Genomic DNA, 16,796 nt, shown 5'->3' on the forward strand with positions numbered 1-16,796 from the left:
GACCGATTACTGCACCGTGCTGGAGCCGCCGGCCTGGGCGGCCTTCTCGGTGAACAGCGCGCCCACGTCGACCGCGTCGTAGCGGTACTGCAGGCCGCAGAAATCGCAGCCCACCTCGACCTCGCCGCGCTCGGCCAGCACCTGGTCGATTTCTTCGCGGCCCAGGCCGCGCAGCATGCCGCCCACCCGCTCGCGCGAGCAGCTGCAGGCAAAGCGCGGCGTCTGCGGCGTGAAGCGCTGCAGCTGTTCCTGCCAGTAGAGGCGGCGCAGCAGGGTGTCGGCATCGAGGTTCAGCAACTCGTCAGCCTTCAGCGAGGAGGCCAGGGTCGCCATGCGGTTGAAGGCATCGGCGATGTCCTCTGCCGTGGCCTGGCTGCGGCCTTCCAGGTTGCCTTCGCCCTGGATGGGCAGGTGCTGGATCAGCAGGCCGGCGGCGACCTCGTCGTTGGCGGCCAGCACCAGCTTGGTGTCGAGCTGCTCGGACTGGAGCATGTAGTTGCCCAGGACGTCGGCCAGCGTCTGCAGCGGCTCATGCTCCTGACCGTGCAACGAGACCACGCCCTGGTAGGGCTGCTGGCCCGGCAGCTTGTCCAGCGGGTCCAGCGTAATGGCGCAGCGGCCCTGGCCGTGGACGTTCAGCAGCCGTTGCAGATCGGCGCCGGCGGGCACATGGCCGACGACCTTGGCCGTGGCGCGGAAGCTCAAGTCCTGGCGGGCCTCGGCCACGATCAGCTTGACCGGGCCGTCGCCCATCATCTGCATCACCAGGGAGCCGTTGAACTTGATGTTGGCCTGCATCAGCACGCTGCCGGCCGCCATCTCGCCCAGCAGCTGGCGCACCTCGGGCGGGAAGGCACCACTGGCCTCGCGGCGCTTGAGAACCTCGCGCCAGCTGTCATGCAGCCGGACCAGCAGGCCGCGCACCGGCAGGCCTTCGAAAAGAAACTTGTGCAGTTCGTCAGTCATTCGGAAATTTTCTTCAACTCGGCCGCGTAGCGTCGGCCATTGGCGATGTAGTGGCGGGCGCTGGCCTCCAGGCCGGCGCGCTGCTCGGGGCTCAGCTCGCGCACCGCCTTGGCGGGACTGCCGATGATCAGCGAGCCGTCGGGAAATTCCTTGCCCTCGGTCACCAGGGCGCCGGCACCGACCAGGCAATGCTTGCCTATGCGAGCGCCGTTCAGCACCACGGCACCGATGCCAATCAGCGAATGGTCGCCCACGGTGCAGCCATGCAGCATGACCTGGTGACCGACGGTGACGCCCTCACCCAGGCGCAGCGGAAAGCCGGCATCGGCATGCAGCACCGAGCCGTCCTGAATGTTGGAGCCACGGCCTATGTGCAGATGGTCGGAGTCGCCGCGCAGCACGGCGTTGAACCAGATGCTGACCTCGTCTTCCAGCGTGACACGACCTATCACCTGGGCACTCTCGGCGATCCAGGCCGAGTCGGCGACATCGGGCTGCCAATCGCCCAGCTGAAAAACGGCCATGCTGCGGTACTCCGGGTGGCGCAAGCGCCCTTGGGAAAGTGCGTGATTTTACGGAGGCTCTCAGGACTGCAGCGCCGCCAGCTCCGCGTCGTCGAAACCGGCCGCACGCCGAGCCTCGAGATTGAAAGGCGCGCGCAGTCGCGGCGCGTCGTACTGTTTCACCAGGGCGGCATAGGTCGAGATCGGATCCAGGCCGCGCTGCTCGCAGACCCAGCGGTACCAGCGGTTGCCGGCCGCCACATGGCCGATCTCGTCGCGCAGGATCACATCCAGGATCTCGCCGGCCCGGTGGTCGCCGGCGCCGACCAGCTTCTTGCGCACCGCCGGCGAGGCATCGAGGCCGCGCGCCTCCAGCGTGCGCGGCACCAGGGCAATGCGGGCCAGGATGTCGCCCTTGGTGCGCTCGGCCATGTCCCACAGCGCGTTGTGGGCGTTGAAGCTGCCGTAGTCCAAGCGCATGGACACCAGGTGATCGCGCAGCAGCGTGAAGTGCAGGGCCTCTTCCTTGGCGATGCGCACCCAGTCGCGATAGAAGGCCTCGGGCAGGCCGGGGAAGCGCCAGACGATGTCCAGCGCCAGGTCGATGGCATTGAGCTCGATATGGGCGATGGAATGCACCAGGGAGGCGCGCCCCTCGACCGTGGCCAGCGAGCCATGCTTGAGCTGCACATGGGGCACCAGGGCCGGCCGGGCCGGGCGGCCGGGGATGCCGGACGGTTCGTCCAGCCCAGCGTCCGCCTCCACGGGTTGCGCCACTTCGTCCAGAGCACGAGTGGCCGCGGCCTTGGCCACGGCATCGTCAATCAGCAAGGGCCCCAGGGCGGCCCGTCTCAGTTCCTGCATGGCGGAATTCTAGGCAGCCGGCAAGACCGGCCCGAGCTCGCTAGAATCCGCCCCGTGATCCGACGCCTCATTTCGCTGCTGATGCTGGCCCTGCTCCTGGTGAGCGGCACGGCCACGGCCATGAGCCTCGAGCCAGTGACCGAGTTCTCGGCCACGGTGGCGGTGGACAGCGATCCAATGGACGAGCCCGGCACCGAGCCCACGCCCAGCGTCGAGAGCTTCGAGCACGCCATGATCTCCCGTCTGCCCAGGCTGGCAGCGCGCCAGACCGACCGACCAGCCGAAGCCAGCAGCGCCATGCCGGCCGCTCCCTTCCTCGAAGGGCCACAGCGCCCTCCCCGCGCGCGCTGATCCAGCGCCGCCGGCCCGGCTGACCCAAGCCGCGCCGGACTCAAGTTCCCCCCAATCCGGCGCTCCGTCCATGCCTCCAGGCAGGCCGGCGCACAAGCATTCACCATGGAATTCCTGTTCGACCCCAATCTCTGGCTCGCCTTCGCGATGCTGACCGCCCTGGAAATCGTCCTGGGCATAGACAACATCATCTTCATCTCCATCCTGGTCGGCCGTCTGCCGGCCGAGCAGCGCGACCGCGCGCGGCGCCTGGGCCTGGGCTTTGCCATGGCCTCTCGCCTGGCCTTGCTGTTCTCGCTCAGCTGGGTGATGGGCCTGACCGCCGACCTGTTCACAGTGCTGGGCCAGGGCATCAGCGGGCGCGACCTGGTGCTGCTGCTGGGTGGCCTGTTCCTGCTCTACAAAGCCTCGCACGAAATCTTCGTCGAGGTCGAGGCCAGGGAAGAGGATGGCCCTCCCGCGGGTGACGCAGCCGCGCTGAAGGCCGCCGGCGCCAAGGCCTTCTGGATGGTGATAGGCCAGATCGCCATCATCGACATCGTGTTCTCGCTCGATTCGGTGATCACGGCCGTAGGCATGGTCGACCAGATCGGTGTGATGGTCGCCGCCGTCGTGGCCTCGGTCGGCGTAATGCTGGTCGCGGCCAAGCCGATCGGCGAGTTCGTCGACCGCCATCCTTCGGTCAAGGTCCTGGCCCTGGCCTTCCTGGTGATGGTGGGCATGGCGCTGACCGCCGAGGCCTTCGACCAGCATGTGCCCAAGGGCTATCTCTACGCCGCCATGTGCTTCTCGCTGGCTGTCGAGGCCCTCAACATCCGCGCCCGCGCCAAGCGCCGGGCGCAGGCATCCACCTGATTTCATTCCACTGCAAGGAGCAGACGACATGAACTACGACAACGTGCAAACCTTCCCGTCCGGCGGCATCGCCTCGGCGGCCGAGCGCAACCGCGTGCTGCGCAACACCTACTGGCTGCTGGCGCTGTCCATGGTGCCCACGGTGCTGGGCGCGTGGATCGGCGTCTCCACCGGCCTGGCCCGCGCCATGTCGCCCCTGGTCGGCCTGGTGGTCTTCATGGCCGGCGCCTTCGGCTTCATGTTCCTGATCGAGAAGAACAAGAACTCGGCCGCCGGCGTGCCGCTGCTGCTGGCCTTCACCTTCTTCATGGGCCTGATGCTGTCGCGCCTGCTGGACCGGGTGCTGGGCCTGGGCAACGGCGCCAGCCTGATCATGACCGCCTTCGCCGGCACCGGCGTGATCTTCCTGGGCATGGCCACGCTGTCCAGCGTGATCAAGCGCGACCTGAGCGGCATGGGCAAGTTCCTGTTCATCGGCGCCCTGCTGCTGATGGTGGCGGGCATCGCCAACATCTTCCTGCAGAGCAGCGCCCTGATGCTGACCCTGTCGGTGCTGGCCATCGCCATCTTCTCGGCCTTCATCCTGTACGACCTCAAGCGTGTTCAGGACGGCGAGGAGACCAACTACATCACCGCCACGCTGGGCGTCTACCTGAGCCTCTACAACGTGTTCCAGTCGCTGCTGTCCCTGCTGGGCATCTTCGGCGGCCGCGACGAGTGACCTAGCACTTCCTCTCTCCACGTGAAGTAGCCGAGCAAGATCCTCGGTTGGGGGTGGGCCTGATAATCCCACCCTCTTTTTTCGCCGGTACCTATTGCGCTGCCATGTCCCGCGTCCAGGCCAATCTGCTGCTTGTCTTCATCGCCCTGATCTGGGGCTCGGCCTTCGTGGCCCAGGCCCAGGGCATGGCCGATGTCGGTCCCATGCTGTTCACCGGCGTGCGCTTTCTGATCGGCGCCCTGGTCGTGGCCCCGCTGGCCTGGATGGACTGGCGCAAGCTGAAACGCGAAGACAAGCAACCGAGCCCGCGCGACTGGCGCCGGATAGTCGGTCTGGGCCTGCTGATGTTGCTGGGCGCCGCGCTGCAGCAGATCGGCATCGTCTCGACCACGGTGACCAACGCCGGTTTCCTGACCGCGCTCTACGTGCCCCTGGTGCCGGTGCTGTCCTGGCTGTGGCTGCGCCACCTGCCGCATTGGTCGGTCTGGCCGGGTGCGCTGGCCTGCCTGGTCGGCGCCTTCCTGCTCTCGGGCGCCCATGAGCTGAACATCGGCGCGGGCGACCTCTGGGTGATTGCCTCGGCCATCCCCTGGGCGGTCCATGTGCTGCTGGTCGGCCGCGTGGCGGACAAGCTGGCCGCGCCCTTCCTGGTTGCCTTCGGCCAGTTCGTCGTCTGCGGCCTGCTGGCCCTGGCCTGGGCCCTGATGATGGAGCCGGTGAGCCTGGCCGGCCTCAAGGTCGCGGCCGGCCCGATTGCCTACACCGGCGTGCTGTCGGTCGGCATCGCGTTCACCGCCCAGGTCGTGGCCCAGCGCTATGCCCATGCGGCCGACGCCGCCATCATCCTGTCCAGCGAAACCCTGTTCGCTGCCGTCTTCGGCTACCTCTTGATGGGCGACCGGCTGAGCTCCGCCGGCCTGCTGGGCTGCGGCCTGATCCTGGTCAGCATGCTGGCGATCCAGTTGCTGCCGCTGCTGCGCTTGACCCGACTGAAGTCAGCCTGAGCTACAACTCGTAGGCGGTGGTCTTCTTGACCGTCCGCAGCACCAGCATCGAGTTGGAGCGCGCCACTTCCGGCAGATGCATCAGCACCTGGCTGTGCATGCGCTCCAGGTCCTCGGAATCGCGGTAGGCAAAACGGATCAGGTAGTCGTTGCTGCCCGCCACATAGAAGCAGTCCAGGATGTCGGGGCTGTCGCGCACCGCCTGCTCGAAGGCGGCCAGCGCCGCCGGGCTGACACGCTCCAGGTTGATGATGGTGTAGCTGCTGCCCTGCTTGCCCACGGCCTTGGGGCTGACGAGGGCCACGTAGCGGTCTATCACCCCGCTGTCCTCCAGCTGCTTGACCCGCCGCAGGCAGGCCGAGGGGCTCAGATGGACGGCCTTGGCCAATTCCACGTTGGAGAGTCTTCCATCGCGCTGGAGCTCATTGAGAATGGCCCGATCAATCGCATCCAATGCTGCTTCTTTACTGCTCATTCGAATTTCCTGCCAGGGATCGATGATGCCATCGCATTGAATTGCGTGAAGCGGTAGAAGCCCCCAGGACATTGGCAAGCACATTGCGAGAGGATCTGCCTAGACTGGCGTGATCTCGAAACAGGAGCCGCACATGGCCAAGGACCTCGACGCCTACTGGATGCCTTTCACCGCCAACCGGCAGTTCAAGAAGGCGCCGCGCCTGCTGACCCGCGCCGACGGCATGTACTTCACGGACGACAAGGGCCGCCAGATCCTCGACGGCATCGCCGGCCTCTGGTGCGTCAACGCCGGCCACAACCGGCCGAGAATCGTCAAGGCGATCCAGGACCAGGCGGCCGAGCTGGACTTCGCGCCGCCATTCCAGATGGGCCATCCCAAGGCCTTCGAGCTGGCCGAGCGCCTGGCCAAACTGACCCCGGCCGGCCTGGACAAGGTGTTCTACACAAACTCGGGCTCGGAGTCGGTCGATACCGCCCTGAAGATGGCCCTGGCCTACCACCGCGTCCGCGGCGAGGCCTCGCGCACCCGGCTGATAGGCCGCGAGCGCGGCTACCACGGTGTCAATTTCGGCGGCATCTCGGTGGGCGGCATGGTCGCCAACCGCAAGATGTTCGGCACCATGCTGGGCGGAGTGGACCATATCCGCCACACCCATGACCCGGCCCGCAATGCCTTCACCGTGGGCCAGCCGGCCCATGGCGCCGAGTTCGCCGACGAGCTGGAGCGCCTGGTCGCCCTGCACGATGCCTCGACCATCGCGGCCGTCATCGTCGAGCCGGTGGCCGGCTCCACCGGCGTGCTGATCCCGCCGCAGGGCTATCTGCAGCGGCTGCGCGAGATCTGCGACAAGCACGGCATCCTCCTGATCTTCGACGAGGTCATCACCGGCTTCGGCCGCACCGGCCAGCCCTTTGCCGCCCAGACCTTCGGCGTCACGCCCGACCTGATGACGGTGGCCAAGGGCCTCACCAACGGCTGCGTGCCCATGGGCGCGGTGTTCGCCTCGAACAAGATCCACGATGCCTTCATGAACGGGCCCGAGCACCTGATCGAGTTCTTCCACGGCTACACCTACTCGGCCCATCCGCTGGCCTGCGCCGCCGCGCTCGGCACCCTGGACACCTATGCCGACGAAGGGCTCTTGACCCGGGCCTCCGAGATGCAGGGCTACTTCGCCGAATGCCTGCATTCGCTTAAGAGCGAGCCCAACGTGATCGACGTGCGCAACATCGGCCTGGTCGGCGGTGTCGAGCTGGCTCCGCTGCCCGGCGAGCCGGCCAAGCGGGCCTTCAACGTCTTCCTCGATTGCTGGGAAAAGGGCCTGCTGATTCGCACGACCGGCGACACCATCGCGCTGTCGCCGCCGTTGATCATCGAGCGTTCACATATCGACCAGATCATCGACACCTTGCGAGGTGCCTTGAAACGCGCGGCCTAGCCACTCAAACGGGAGCAGCAGCATGGAAGGCAGTGTCGGCAAACCGGTGGTCCTGGTGCCGGCCTGCAACCGGCCGGTGGGCGAGCATCCCTTCCATATCGCCGGCAAGAAATACGTGGACGCGGTGCGCCTGGCCGGCTGCCTGCCGCTGGTCGTGCCCAGCAGCAGCGAAGCCGAACTGGATGAACTGCTGCAGCTGGCCGATGGCGTGTTTCTCACCGGCTCGCCGTCCAACATCCACCCCAGCCACTTTGATGAAGCGGTCCACGACAGCACCTTGCCGCTGGACCCGGCCCGCGATGCCTGGACCCTGCCCCTGATTCCCAGGGCCCTGCGCCAGGGCCTGCCGCTGTTCGCCATCTGCCGCGGCTTCCAGGAGGCCAATGTGGCCCTGGGCGGCAGCCTGCACCAGGCAGTGCAGGAGCAGCCTGGATTGCGCGACCACCGCGCTCCCGCCGGCCAGCCGCCCGAGGTGGCCTATGGCCTGGCCCATGAGGTGGCCGTCCTGCCCGGCGGCCGGTTGGAGCAGTTGCTGCCGGGCCGCCGCCATGTCGAGGTGAACTCGGTCCATGGCCAGGGCGTCAAGGAACTGGCACCGGGCCTGCGTGTCGAGGCTGTAGCGCCCGATGGCCTGGTCGAGGCCTTCAGCGTCGAGGCCGCGCGCGGCTTCTCGCTGTGCGTCCAGTGGCATCCCGAATGGCAGGCGGCCGACAACCCGGTCTCCATGGCCCTGCTCGGTGCCTTCGGACAGGCCTGCCGCGACTACCGCGAACTCAAGCAGAAGCAGCGCCACCGCCAGGACAGCCTGCGCGACCCGGAGACCTAGCGCCGCCGACCACGACTCGAAATGGCAATCCCAAGCCTCCGGCAGACGCCAAGGGGCCAAGACCAACAAGACGAGGACATCATGGTCATCAACCGCAAGGAATTCAGCTTCGCCGAGCTGGAGCAATGGTTCCGCGAGCAGCGCATCACCGAGATCGAGTGCCTGGTGCCCGATCTCACCGGCGTGGCCCGCGGCAAGATCCTGCCGCGCGAGAAATTCACCGAGGATCGCGGCATGCGCCTGCCCGAGATCGTGGTGGCCATGGGGGTCACCGGCGAGTTCCCTTCGGAAGGCCCCTACTACGACGTGATCAGCCCGGTCGACATGGACATGGAGCTGCGCGCCGACCCGACCACCACGCGCATCGTGCCCTGGGCCACCGACCCGACGGCGCAGATCATCCACGACTGCTTCGACCGCCAGGGCAGGCTGATCCCGTTCGCACCGCGCTCGGTGCTGCGCCGGGTCTGCGACCTCTATGCGGCCGAGGGCTGGAAGCCGGTGGTCGCGCCGGAGCTGGAGTTCTACCTGGTCGGCCGCAACACCGACCCCGACATCCCGCTCAAGCCGCCGGTGGGCCGCAGCGGCCGTGCCGAGACCTCGCGCCAGGCCTATTCCATCGATGCGGTCAACGAGTTCGATCCGCTGTTCGAGGATGTCTACGCCTATTGCGAGCAGATGGAGCTGAACGTGGACACGCTGATCCACGAGATCGGCGCCGGCCAGATGGAGATCAATTTCTTCCATGCCGAGCCGCTGGGCCTGGCGGACGAGGTGTTCTTCTTCAAGCGCACGGTGCGCGAGGCGGCGCTGCGCCACGACATGTTCGCCACCTTCATGGCCAAGCCCATCGCCGGCGAGCCCGGCAGCGCCATGCATGTGCACCAGAACGTGCTGCGCAGCGAGGACGGCAGCAATCTGTTCAGCAATGCCGACGGCACGGCCAGCCGCGAGTTCTACTGGTTCATAGGCGGCCTGCAGAAATACATCCCGGCCGCGATGGCGCTGTTCGCTCCCTATGTGAACAGCTACCGACGCCTGGCCCGCTTCACCGCCGCACCGATCAACATCCAGTGGGGCACGGACAACCGCACGGTAGGCATACGCTCGCCGCTGGCACCGCCGCAGGCGCGCCGCATCGAGAATCGCGTGATTGGTGCCGACGCCAATCCCTATGTGGCCCTGGCCGCCACGCTGGCCTGCGGCTATCTGGGACTCAAGCACCGCATCGAGCCCTCGCCCGAATGTCGCGGCGACGCCTACCTCGGCGACTTCCAGCTGCCGCGCAGCCTGGGCGAGGCCCTGGGCCTGCTGCGCGAGGAGCGCGAGCTGGCCGGCGTGCTGGGCGAGGCCTTCGTGACCGTCTATGCCGAGATCAAGGAGATCGAGCATGCCGAGTTCATGAAGGTGATCTCGCCCTGGGAGCGCGAGCACCTGCTGCTGCATGTCTGAGGCAAGATCGACGCCCTGCACAAGGAAATCCCCATGAGCGACAGCAAGACCTGGCACGACAGGGCCGCCACAGCCGCCATCGACGGCCGCGCCTTCATCAACGGCGAGCGCGTTGCGCTGGGCGAGAGCTTCGAGAAGCGCTCGCCCATAGACAACCGGCTGCTCGGCCCCATTGCCCGCGGCAACCGCGCCGAGGTGGATGCGGCCGTAGCATCAGCTCGCACGGCCTTTGCCGATGGCCGCTGGGCCTCCAAGCCGCCGGCCGCGCGCAAGAAGACGCTGCAGCGCTTTGCCGAACTGATCCTGGCGCATAGGGACGAACTGGCCCTGCTGGAGACGCTGGACGTGGGCAAGCCCATCCAGTACTCGCTGTCGGTCGACGTGGCCTCGGCGGCCCACTGCATACGCTGGTACGCCGAGGCCATAGACAAGGTCTACGACGAGATTGCACCGACCGGCCCCAATGCCCTGGCCCTGATCCAGCGCGAGCCCATGGGCGTGATCGGCGTCATCGTGCCCTGGAACTATCCGATGCTGATGGCGGCCTGGAAGCTGGGCCCGGCCCTGGCCACCGGCAATTCCGTGGTGCTCAAACCCAGCGAGAAATCACCGCTGACGGCCCTGCGCCTGGCCGAGATCGCGCTCGAGGCCGGCCTGCCGCCGGGCGTCTTCAATGTGGTGCCCGGCTACGGCCACGAGGCCGGCGAGGCCCTGGCCCTGCACATGGACGTGGATGCCCTGGGCTTCACCGGCTCCACGCGAACCGGCCGGCGCATGCTGGAGTACGCCGGCCGCTCCAACCTGAAGCGGGTCTACAACGAGCTGGGCGGCAAGTCGGCCTTCGTGGTCTTCGAGGACTTCGGCGACATAGAGCGCGCCGCCAAGACCGTGGCCGCCAGCATGTTCTTCAACAGCGGCCAGAGCTGCAATGCGCCTTCACGGGTGCTGGTCCACGAAAGCGTCGCGGACCGGTTCGTCGAGATCGTCGCGGCCCAGGCGCCGCGCCACCAGCCGGCCGATCCGCTGGCACCCGAGACCCGCATGGGCAGCATCGTCGACGAGGTCCAGCTGAAGACGGTGATGGGCTACATCGAATCGGGCAAGGCCGAAGGCGCCCGGGCCATCGTCGGCGGCCGCCAGGTGCGCAGCGAGACCGGCGGTTTCTATGTCGAGCCCACGGTGTTCGACGGCGCCACGCCCGCCATGCGCATAGTCCGCGAGGAGATCTTCGGCCCGGTGATGAGCGTGCTGCGGTTCAAGACCGAGGCCGAAGCCATCGCCCTGGCCAACGACTCGCCCTATGGGCTGCAGGCCAGCGTCTGGAGCGACACGCTGTCTCGCGCCCATCGCGTCGCCAGAGCGCTGCGGGCCGGCACGGTCCATGTGAACCAGTACGACGAGGACGACATCACCGCGCCCTTCGGCGGCTACAAGCAGAGCGGCAACGGCCGCGACAAGTCGCTGCATGCGCTTGAGAAGTACACCGAGATCAAGACCACCTGGCTGCGAATAGACGGCAGCGGCGGCTGAGCGGCCGAGGCCTTGTCAGCCGCGCCAGATGACGGCGGCGCCCAGCACGATCATCCAGAGCGGCAGCAGGTAGTTGTTGATGTCGGCCAGCCACTGCACCCGGTCGGTGATGTTGCGCAGTGCGCCAATGAAGAACAGCAGGCCGAACAGGGCGCCGGCCAGGCCCAGCCAGCTGGGGTAGCGCGAATCCAGCCCCATGGCCACGCCGCTGAGGGCGAAGAAGAATGCCAGGCAGACCTCGCCCAGGAACTCGCCTATGTAGTTGCCGAGGTAGAGGTTGAGCCCGCGGAACAGCGCCGACAGCGTATGCCGGGACTCGGGGCCGGCGCTCTCGTAGGCACGGGCCAGCTCCCAATGCAGGCTGGGCCAGCGCATCAGGCCCAGGCACATGGCCAGGGCACCCACGGCCGCGAAGAGGCGGGCCAGCGCCATCAGGCCCGAGCTGGACGGCAGCGCCGCCGATACGCCGCCGGCGCCCAGGATCAGCAACAGGGGCAGCACGGCATAAAGAGCCCAGACCGCCCGCATCGTCGAGCCGCCACTCCGCAGCCGGGGCAGGACCTGCTCGGCCTCGCCGTCCAGCACCTGCGGATAGTCGAAGCGCGCAGCGAGATAGCTGAACACGGCCACGAAGGCCAGGGCGCCGATGATCAGCGCGAGGCCGCCGATCAGGGCCAGGGGTGAGGATGCATGCGGCATGGGCGGGGCTCCTTGGTCGCCCGACTTTGCGCGAAGCAGCGCCGGAGATGCATCGGAGCTTCCCCGATGCCGGACTCAGCCGCCCTGCTTCAGCCCCTTGCCCGCCCGCGCGCCCGAGTGCTTGCCCGCCTCGACCGTGAGCACGCCGTTCACCACCACGGCCTCGAAGCCTTCCGAGAACTGGTGCGGACTTTCGAAGGTCGCCCGGTCCTTCACCGTCTTGTCGTCGAAGACCACGATGTCGGCCGCATAGCCGGGCCTGAGCAGGCCGCGGTCCTTCAGCGAGAAGCGCTGGGCGGCCAGCGAGGTCATGCGGCGCACCGCTTCCTCCAGCCGCATCACCTGCTCCTCGCGCACGTACTTGCCCAGCACCCGGGCATTCGTGCCGTAGCCGCGCGGATGCGGATGGCCCTTGCCGTTTTGCACGCCGCTGTCGGCGCCGACCATGGCGAAGGGGTAGGCCATGATGCGCTTCACGTCTTCCTCGCTCATGCCGTGGAAGGTCATCTGGGCGCCGCCGGCCTGCACGATGTCGAGCAGGGTCTCGATCTCGGACTCCATGGTCGCCGGACGGCCGCGCTGCAGATTGATCTGGCTGATGTTGCGGCCGTTGAGGCTGGCATCGGCGCCGTGACGGGCCACGACGGCGTATGAGAAATCGGGCCGCTTGCCGCGCCTGGCGCTGGCCAGGATGTCGGCGGCAATGCGTTGGCGCGTGGGCGCGTCCTGCAGCCGCAGCCGGATCTGCTCCTGGCCGCCCTCCACCGCCCAGTCGGGCAGCATCACCGTGAGCTGGGTGCTCGAAGCCGTGTACGGGTACTGGTCTATGGTCACGTCCAGGCCGTCGGCGCGGGCCTTCTCGATCAGGGCCAGGGTCTCCTTCGATCGGCCCCAATTGGCCGGCGCACCGACCTTGAAATGCGAGATCTGCACCGGCAGGCCGGCCTGGCGGCCTATGTCCAGCGCCTCGTTGATCGCCTCGACCACCTTGGACGCCTCGTCGCGGATATGCGAGGCATAGACCCCGTGGTGGCGGGCCGCCGCCTTGGCCAGGCCCACGACCTCGGGCGTGTCGCTGTACAGGCCTGGCAGGTAGATCAGGCCGGTGGACAGGCCCACCGCCCCCTCGCGCATGGCTTGATCCACCAGCGCCTCCATGCGCTGCTGCTCCTCGGCCGTGGCGGCGCGTCGGGCCAGGCCCATGACCTGGCGGCGCACCGTGTTGTGGCCGACCAGGCTGGCCACGTTGATCGAGGTGCCGCCGACCTTGCCCATCTGCTCGAAGAAGGACTGGATGCCCTTGTCCTCCGAGCTTCCGCAGTTGCCGGTGACCACGGTGGTGACGCCATCCTGCACGAAGTTGTCGGCCGTGGGCCGCTCGAACAGGCCGCCCTCGATGTGGCCATGGGTGTCTATGAATCCGGGCGCCACGATGCGGTCGCGCGCCTCGATCACACGGCGCGCCTTGGCCCCGGCCAGCGGGCCTATGGCAGCGATGCGGCCATCCTTGACCGCCAGATCGGCACGGTACCAGGCGTTGCCGCTGCCATCGACGATGCGGCCGCCGCGTATCAAGAGGTCGAATTCCGGCGGCTGCAGCTGGGGCGGCGTGGCCGGACCGGCACAGGCGACCAGCAGGCCGGCAAGAAACAGGGGCGCGAGCAGACGGCGGTAGGCCGGAGACTTCATGGCGGCTATCCAGGGACGAGGTGGGCCATTATGGAAATCCGGCGGCGCCCGGCAACGTTTACGCTGCGCAGGCGGGCGCTGCACGCCCCGGCGGCCGGCAATTTCGCCCGGCCCGGCGCCTCGCTTGAACCTTTTGCGCCGCGGCTGGCATACAAGCGGTACTGAAACGGGATGGACATGCCGAACTGGCAGATCTTCAAGCGCGGTCGACAGGCCACGCCGGCCTCGCCGTCGGCCGCTGGCCGGAGCGACGCCGAGGCCCAGGAACTGCAGCTGCTGCGCGGCGTGCAGCGCGGCCGCATGTCCGATTTCGAAGCCCTCTACCGGCTCTACCATCCGCGGCTGCAGCGCTTCGTGCTGCACCTGACCCGGCAGGCCGATCTGGTCGACGAGATCCTGGACGACACCCTGCTGGTGGTCTGGCAGCGCGCCGACCGCTTCGACGGCAGCAGCAAGCTCTCGACCTGGATATTCGGCATCGCCTACCGCAAGTCGCTGAAGGCGCTGAGCCGGCTCGACCTGCCGCAGGAAGACCCGCAACAAGACGAGCAGGCCGACCCGTCCCCGGGACCCGAGCAGCAGCTCGGCCATGCGCAGCGCCTGGGGCGTCTGAAAGCAGCGCTCGGTGAACTGTCGGCCGATCACCGGGCGGTGATCGAGCTCTGCTATTTCCACGACATGAGCCATGCCGAGATCGCCCAGGTGGTGGGCTGCCCGCCCGAGACGGTCAAGACCCGCATGTTCTATGCCCGTCGCCGGCTGCGCAGCCTGGTGGCCGAGCTGTATGACGGCCCGGCCGTCGAATGAGTTGTCCATCATGAGTACCGTCATTCCCATCGACCGAGATCCCCATGCCGCCGTGCTGGCCCAACTGCCCTGGTATGCCCGCGGCCAGCTGGACGATGCCGAGATGCAGGAGCTGCAGCAGCACCTGCTGGCTTGTCCGGCCTGCCGCGCCGAGCTGGAAACCGAGCCGCCGCTGCGCTCGCTGCTGGCCACGATGCCGCTGGGCGAAGGCCGCCTGGGCAGCGCCGACGCCGGCCTGGCCCGGGTGATGCAGCGCATTCAGGGCAACGACAAGGCCCCGAACCCGGCCAGGCAGGGCCCGCGCTGGCTGGTCTGGACCGCCGGACTGCAAGGCGGGGCCATCGCGATGCTGCTCTTGATGCTGGTCTGGACCCGTATCGATCCGCCGGCCTACCGCGGCCTGTCCGGCCCGGCGCCGGCCACCCAGGCTCAGGCCCTGGTGATCTTCGGCCCCGAGGCCAGCGAAAGGCAGATGAGGGCCGCGCTGCAGAACGCCGGCATGACCCTGGTCGGCGGCCCCACCGAGAGCGGCGCCTATGTGCTGCGCCTGCCGGCCACCGACCAGAAGGCCGCGCTGGAGCGGCTGCGCCGGCAAGCCGGCGTGCAGCTCGCCGAGGCGCTGGATCCGGGGAGCCTGCGTTGAACGCGTGGCGGCGCCTGGCCGGTCTGCTGGTCGCAAGTCTGACCTTGGCCTGCAGCCTCTCCGCAGCCGCGGCGGACGAGCCAGAGCCGCCGATGGCCGAGGCAGCCGAGCGCCAGTTGCTGGTGATGCTGCCCTTGCCCAAGCCGCATTTCCGGCCCGGTGGCGGCTACGGTGGCAGTTACGGTGAAGGACTGAGCTCGCCGGCCCGCCGGCGCCTGGCGGCCGAGCTGGCCCGGCTGCACGGCCTGGAGCTGCAGCGCGACTGGCCCATGCAGCCCATAGGTGTGGATTGCTTCGTGATGCGCCTGCCCGCAGGCGACGACCGGCCGCCGCAGCAGGTGGCCGAGCAGCTGGCCAAAGACCCGCGCATCGCCTGGGCCCAGGCCATGCAGGTTTTCCGCACCCAGGCCGACACCCGGCACAAGCCGCTGTTCGCCGCCCAGCCGGCCGCTAGCCAGTGGCAGCTGGCCGAACTGCACCGGCTGGCCACCGGCCGCGGCGTCCAGGTGGCCGTGATCGACAGCGGCATCGCGGCCCAGCATCCCGAGCTGGTCGGCCAGGTGATCGCCAACGAAAACCTGGTCGACGAGCGCCCGACGCCGGCCGAGAGCCATGGCACGGCCGTGGCCGGCATCATCGCGGCGCGGGCCGACACGGCCCAGGGCGGCATTGGCATTGCGCCCCAGGCCCGGCTGCTCGGCCTGCGTGCCTGCGTGCAGCGCAGCGAGACCGAGACCCTCTGCACCAGCCTCAGCCTGGCCAAGGCCCTGCTCGCGGCCCTGCAGCGCGGCACGCCGGTGATCAATATGAGCCTGACCGGTCCGCCCGACCGCTTGCTGGCCACGCTGATCGACCAGGCCACGGCGCGCGGCCAGCAGGTCGTAGCAGCGCTGGACCGCGGCGCGGCCAGCTTCCCGGCTTCGCACCCCGGCGTGCTCGCCGTGGCCGATGCGCCGCCGCTGCCCAGCGGGGCGGTGCTGGCACCGGGACGCGATGTGCCCAGCACCCAGACCTCCGGCTGGGGCCTGGTGTCGGGCTCCTCGTTCTCGGCCGCCCATGTGTCTGGCCTGCTGGCCCTGATGCGAGAGCTGGGCGGCAGCCGCGAAGCCCTCAGTCGCGGCGCCCTGGTCACCGACGCCAACGGACGCATCGACGCCTGCGCCAGCCTGCTGGCGCGCAGCAGCAGCGGCACGGTCGTCCATTGCCATCGCCTGGTAAAAACGCCGGAGTGATGCTGACCACCGTCCTGCCGCCCCACCCCCAGCAAGCGCGCAGCGGCCGGCCCGGTCTGCGCGCTTTCGCTTGCTGGCTCGCGTTGTCGGCGCCGCTGGCGGCCCAGGCCGAACTGGGCGGCACGGTCTCGTTGCACTCCGACCTGCGCTACCGCGGCGTCTCGCTGAGTGCCGGCAAGCCGCAGGCCCAGCTGGACCTGGCCTATGACGGCACCGAGGGCTGGTATGGCGGCGCCCTGGTCAGCCATGTGGACTTCTATGCGCGCAGCGAGAGCAGCTTGCTGCTCGGCTACCTGGGCCGGGTGATGCCGCTGGCTCCAGGCCTGGACTGGGAGCTGGGCGCCAGCGCCAGCCACTACCCGGGCAAGGACTTCTACAACTACCAGGAGCTCTACCTGGGCCTGCTGGGCGAACGCTGGCAGGCCCGGCTCTACCACTCGCCGCGCTATTACGGCAGGCCGCTGTCCACGCTCTACGCCGAGCTGAGCCTGCGCTGGCCACTGGCAGCGCGCCTGGACGGCTTCGTAGGCCTGGGCTACCTGAGCACGCGCGACGACACCCGCAATCCTCATGGCCCCAGCCGGCTGGACACACGCAGCGGCCTGGCCCTGCGCCTGGGCCAGGTCGAGCTGCAACTGGCCCATGTGACGCTCAGCCGCGGCGGTCCCTACGCCGGGCCGTTCGAGACGGACCGGCGCCGCTGGACGCTGAGCAGCAGCCTGGCGTTCTGATCCCCGG

Annotated in this window: 18 protein-coding genes; 12 read left to right on the plus strand and 6 right to left on the minus strand. The window is 68.4% G+C overall.

What is annotated here, in order from left to right:
* Positions 1-6 precede the first annotated feature (6 nt).
* From hslO to QT382_RS04730, 3 genes are read right to left on the minus strand one after another with little or no spacing between them, the layout of a single operon-like run.
* Complete coding sequence (hslO, locus tag QT382_RS04720; protein ID WP_289252889.1) at positions 7-966, minus strand: Hsp33 family molecular chaperone HslO; 960 nt, start codon at positions 964-966, stop codon at positions 7-9.
* Complete coding sequence (locus QT382_RS04725; RefSeq protein ID WP_289252890.1) at positions 963-1,490, minus strand: gamma carbonic anhydrase family protein; 528 nt, start codon at positions 1,488-1,490, stop codon at positions 963-965. The genes hslO and QT382_RS04725 overlap by 4 nt, the downstream gene beginning before the upstream one ends.
* 60 nt (positions 1,491-1,550) lie before the next feature.
* On the minus strand, positions 1,551-2,333 hold the full coding sequence (locus QT382_RS04730; RefSeq protein ID WP_289252891.1) for a ferritin-like domain-containing protein: 783 nt from the start codon (positions 2,331-2,333) through the stop codon (positions 1,551-1,553).
* A 54-nt stretch (positions 2,334-2,387) separates the two neighbouring features.
* Here QT382_RS04730 and QT382_RS04735 point away from each other — a divergent pair, with 54 nt between their 5' ends.
* From QT382_RS04735 to QT382_RS04750, 4 genes are all read left to right on the plus strand, one after another.
* A complete protein-coding gene (locus tag QT382_RS04735) occupies positions 2,388-2,684 on the plus strand; it encodes a hypothetical protein (RefSeq protein ID WP_289252892.1) in 297 nt (98 codons plus the stop codon).
* Positions 2,685-2,789: 105 nt separating this feature from the next.
* A complete protein-coding gene (locus QT382_RS04740; RefSeq protein WP_289252893.1) occupies positions 2,790-3,539 on the plus strand; it encodes a TerC family protein in 750 nt (249 codons plus the stop codon).
* A 28-nt stretch (positions 3,540-3,567) separates the two neighbouring features.
* Positions 3,568-4,260, plus strand: coding sequence for a Bax inhibitor-1/YccA family protein (locus QT382_RS04745; protein WP_289252894.1), 693 nt, complete (start codon positions 3,568-3,570; stop codon positions 4,258-4,260).
* Positions 4,261-4,364: 104 nt separating this feature from the next.
* Positions 4,365-5,264: a DMT family transporter gene (locus QT382_RS04750; RefSeq protein ID WP_289252895.1), complete on the plus strand. Its 900-nt coding sequence runs from the start codon at positions 4,365-4,367 to the stop codon at positions 5,262-5,264.
* 1 nt (position 5,265) lies between these two features.
* Here the strand turns inward: QT382_RS04750 and QT382_RS04755 are convergent, their stop codons facing one another.
* On the minus strand, positions 5,266-5,739 hold the full coding sequence (locus tag QT382_RS04755; protein WP_289252896.1) for an Lrp/AsnC family transcriptional regulator: 474 nt from the start codon (positions 5,737-5,739) through the stop codon (positions 5,266-5,268).
* A gap of 133 nt (positions 5,740-5,872) precedes the next feature.
* Here QT382_RS04755 and aptA point away from each other — a divergent pair, with 133 nt between their 5' ends.
* The 4 genes from aptA to QT382_RS04775 all read left to right on the plus strand — a co-directional run bounded on the left by aptA (position 5,873) and on the right by QT382_RS04775 (position 10,988).
* Positions 5,873-7,180 (plus strand): omega-aminotransferase AptA, encoded by a 1,308-nt coding sequence (gene aptA, locus QT382_RS04760; protein ID WP_289252897.1) that lies wholly within the window; start codon positions 5,873-5,875, stop codon positions 7,178-7,180.
* A 22-nt stretch (positions 7,181-7,202) separates the two neighbouring features.
* Positions 7,203-8,006, plus strand: coding sequence for a gamma-glutamyl-gamma-aminobutyrate hydrolase family protein (locus tag QT382_RS04765; protein ID WP_289252898.1), 804 nt, complete (start codon positions 7,203-7,205; stop codon positions 8,004-8,006).
* Positions 8,007-8,087: 81 nt separating this feature from the next.
* Positions 8,088-9,458, plus strand: a complete 1,371-nt coding sequence (locus tag QT382_RS04770) for a glutamine synthetase family protein (RefSeq protein WP_289252899.1) — start codon at positions 8,088-8,090, stop codon at positions 9,456-9,458.
* 33 nt (positions 9,459-9,491) lie between these two features.
* Positions 9,492-10,988 carry an aldehyde dehydrogenase gene (locus QT382_RS04775; RefSeq protein ID WP_289252900.1) on the plus strand — a complete coding sequence of 499 codons (1,497 nt, stop codon included), beginning with the start codon at positions 9,492-9,494 and terminating at the stop codon, positions 10,986-10,988.
* Positions 10,989-11,003: 15 nt separating this feature from the next.
* Here the strand turns inward: QT382_RS04775 and QT382_RS04780 are convergent, their stop codons facing one another.
* Positions 11,004-11,687, minus strand: coding sequence for a DUF4386 family protein (locus tag QT382_RS04780; protein ID WP_289252901.1), 684 nt, complete (start codon positions 11,685-11,687; stop codon positions 11,004-11,006).
* A 75-nt stretch (positions 11,688-11,762) separates the two neighbouring features.
* Entirely contained in the window at positions 11,763-13,376 is a 1,614-nt protein-coding gene (locus QT382_RS04785) for an N-acyl-D-amino-acid deacylase family protein (protein ID WP_289252902.1), read from the minus strand.
* A 171-nt stretch (positions 13,377-13,547) separates the two neighbouring features.
* Here QT382_RS04785 and QT382_RS04790 point away from each other — a divergent pair, with 171 nt between their 5' ends.
* The 4 genes from QT382_RS04790 to QT382_RS04805 all read left to right on the plus strand — a co-directional run bounded on the left by QT382_RS04790 (position 13,548) and on the right by QT382_RS04805 (position 16,789).
* Positions 13,548-14,183: an RNA polymerase sigma factor gene (locus QT382_RS04790; RefSeq protein WP_289252903.1), complete on the plus strand. Its 636-nt coding sequence runs from the start codon at positions 13,548-13,550 to the stop codon at positions 14,181-14,183.
* 10 nt (positions 14,184-14,193) lie between these two features.
* Positions 14,194-14,826 carry a zf-HC2 domain-containing protein gene (locus QT382_RS04795; protein ID WP_289252904.1) on the plus strand — a complete coding sequence of 211 codons (633 nt, stop codon included), beginning with the start codon at positions 14,194-14,196 and terminating at the stop codon, positions 14,824-14,826.
* A 92-nt stretch (positions 14,827-14,918) separates the two neighbouring features.
* Complete coding sequence (locus QT382_RS04800; RefSeq protein WP_289252905.1) at positions 14,919-16,058, plus strand: S8 family peptidase; 1,140 nt, start codon at positions 14,919-14,921, stop codon at positions 16,056-16,058.
* Complete coding sequence (locus tag QT382_RS04805; RefSeq protein ID WP_289252906.1) at positions 16,058-16,789, plus strand: TorF family putative porin; 732 nt, start codon at positions 16,058-16,060, stop codon at positions 16,787-16,789. Before QT382_RS04800 ends, QT382_RS04805 begins: the two co-directional genes overlap by 1 nt.
* Positions 16,790-16,796: the final 7 nt, after the last annotated feature.

It is taken from the genome of Pelomonas sp. SE-A7 (genome assembly GCF_030345705.1).
In the GTDB taxonomy this organism is placed as follows: domain Bacteria; phylum Pseudomonadota; class Gammaproteobacteria; order Burkholderiales; family Burkholderiaceae_C; genus JAUASW01.

Bases quoted from the DNA above. Each gene is read 5' to 3' on its own strand.
- hslO (WP_289252889.1), bottom strand. From the start codon at position 966: ATGACTGACGAACTGCACAAGTTTCTTTTCGAAGGCCTGCCGGTGCGC.
- QT382_RS04725 (WP_289252890.1), bottom strand. From the start codon at position 1,490: ATGGCCGTTTTTCAGCTGGGCGATTGGCAGCCCGATGTCGCCGACTCG.
- QT382_RS04730 (WP_289252891.1), bottom strand. From the start codon at position 2,333: ATGCAGGAACTGAGACGGGCCGCCCTGGGGCCCTTGCTGATTGACGAT.
- QT382_RS04740 (WP_289252893.1), top strand. From the start codon at position 2,790: ATGGAATTCCTGTTCGACCCCAATCTCTGGCTCGCCTTCGCGATGCTG.
- QT382_RS04745 (WP_289252894.1), top strand. From the start codon at position 3,568: ATGAACTACGACAACGTGCAAACCTTCCCGTCCGGCGGCATCGCCTCG.
- QT382_RS04750 (WP_289252895.1), top strand. From the start codon at position 4,365: ATGTCCCGCGTCCAGGCCAATCTGCTGCTTGTCTTCATCGCCCTGATC.
- QT382_RS04755 (WP_289252896.1), bottom strand. From the start codon at position 5,739: ATGAGCAGTAAAGAAGCAGCATTGGATGCGATTGATCGGGCCATTCTC.
- aptA (WP_289252897.1), top strand. From the start codon at position 5,873: ATGGCCAAGGACCTCGACGCCTACTGGATGCCTTTCACCGCCAACCGG.
- QT382_RS04765 (WP_289252898.1), top strand. From the start codon at position 7,203: ATGGAAGGCAGTGTCGGCAAACCGGTGGTCCTGGTGCCGGCCTGCAAC.
- QT382_RS04770 (WP_289252899.1), top strand. From the start codon at position 8,088: ATGGTCATCAACCGCAAGGAATTCAGCTTCGCCGAGCTGGAGCAATGG.
- QT382_RS04775 (WP_289252900.1), top strand. From the start codon at position 9,492: ATGAGCGACAGCAAGACCTGGCACGACAGGGCCGCCACAGCCGCCATC.
- QT382_RS04780 (WP_289252901.1), bottom strand. From the start codon at position 11,687: ATGCCGCATGCATCCTCACCCCTGGCCCTGATCGGCGGCCTCGCGCTG.
- QT382_RS04785 (WP_289252902.1), bottom strand. From the start codon at position 13,376: ATGAAGTCTCCGGCCTACCGCCGTCTGCTCGCGCCCCTGTTTCTTGCC.
- QT382_RS04790 (WP_289252903.1), top strand. From the start codon at position 13,548: ATGGACATGCCGAACTGGCAGATCTTCAAGCGCGGTCGACAGGCCACG.
- QT382_RS04795 (WP_289252904.1), top strand. From the start codon at position 14,194: ATGAGTACCGTCATTCCCATCGACCGAGATCCCCATGCCGCCGTGCTG.
- QT382_RS04800 (WP_289252905.1), top strand. From the start codon at position 14,919: ATGGCCGAGGCAGCCGAGCGCCAGTTGCTGGTGATGCTGCCCTTGCCC.
- QT382_RS04805 (WP_289252906.1), top strand. From the start codon at position 16,058: ATGCTGACCACCGTCCTGCCGCCCCACCCCCAGCAAGCGCGCAGCGGC.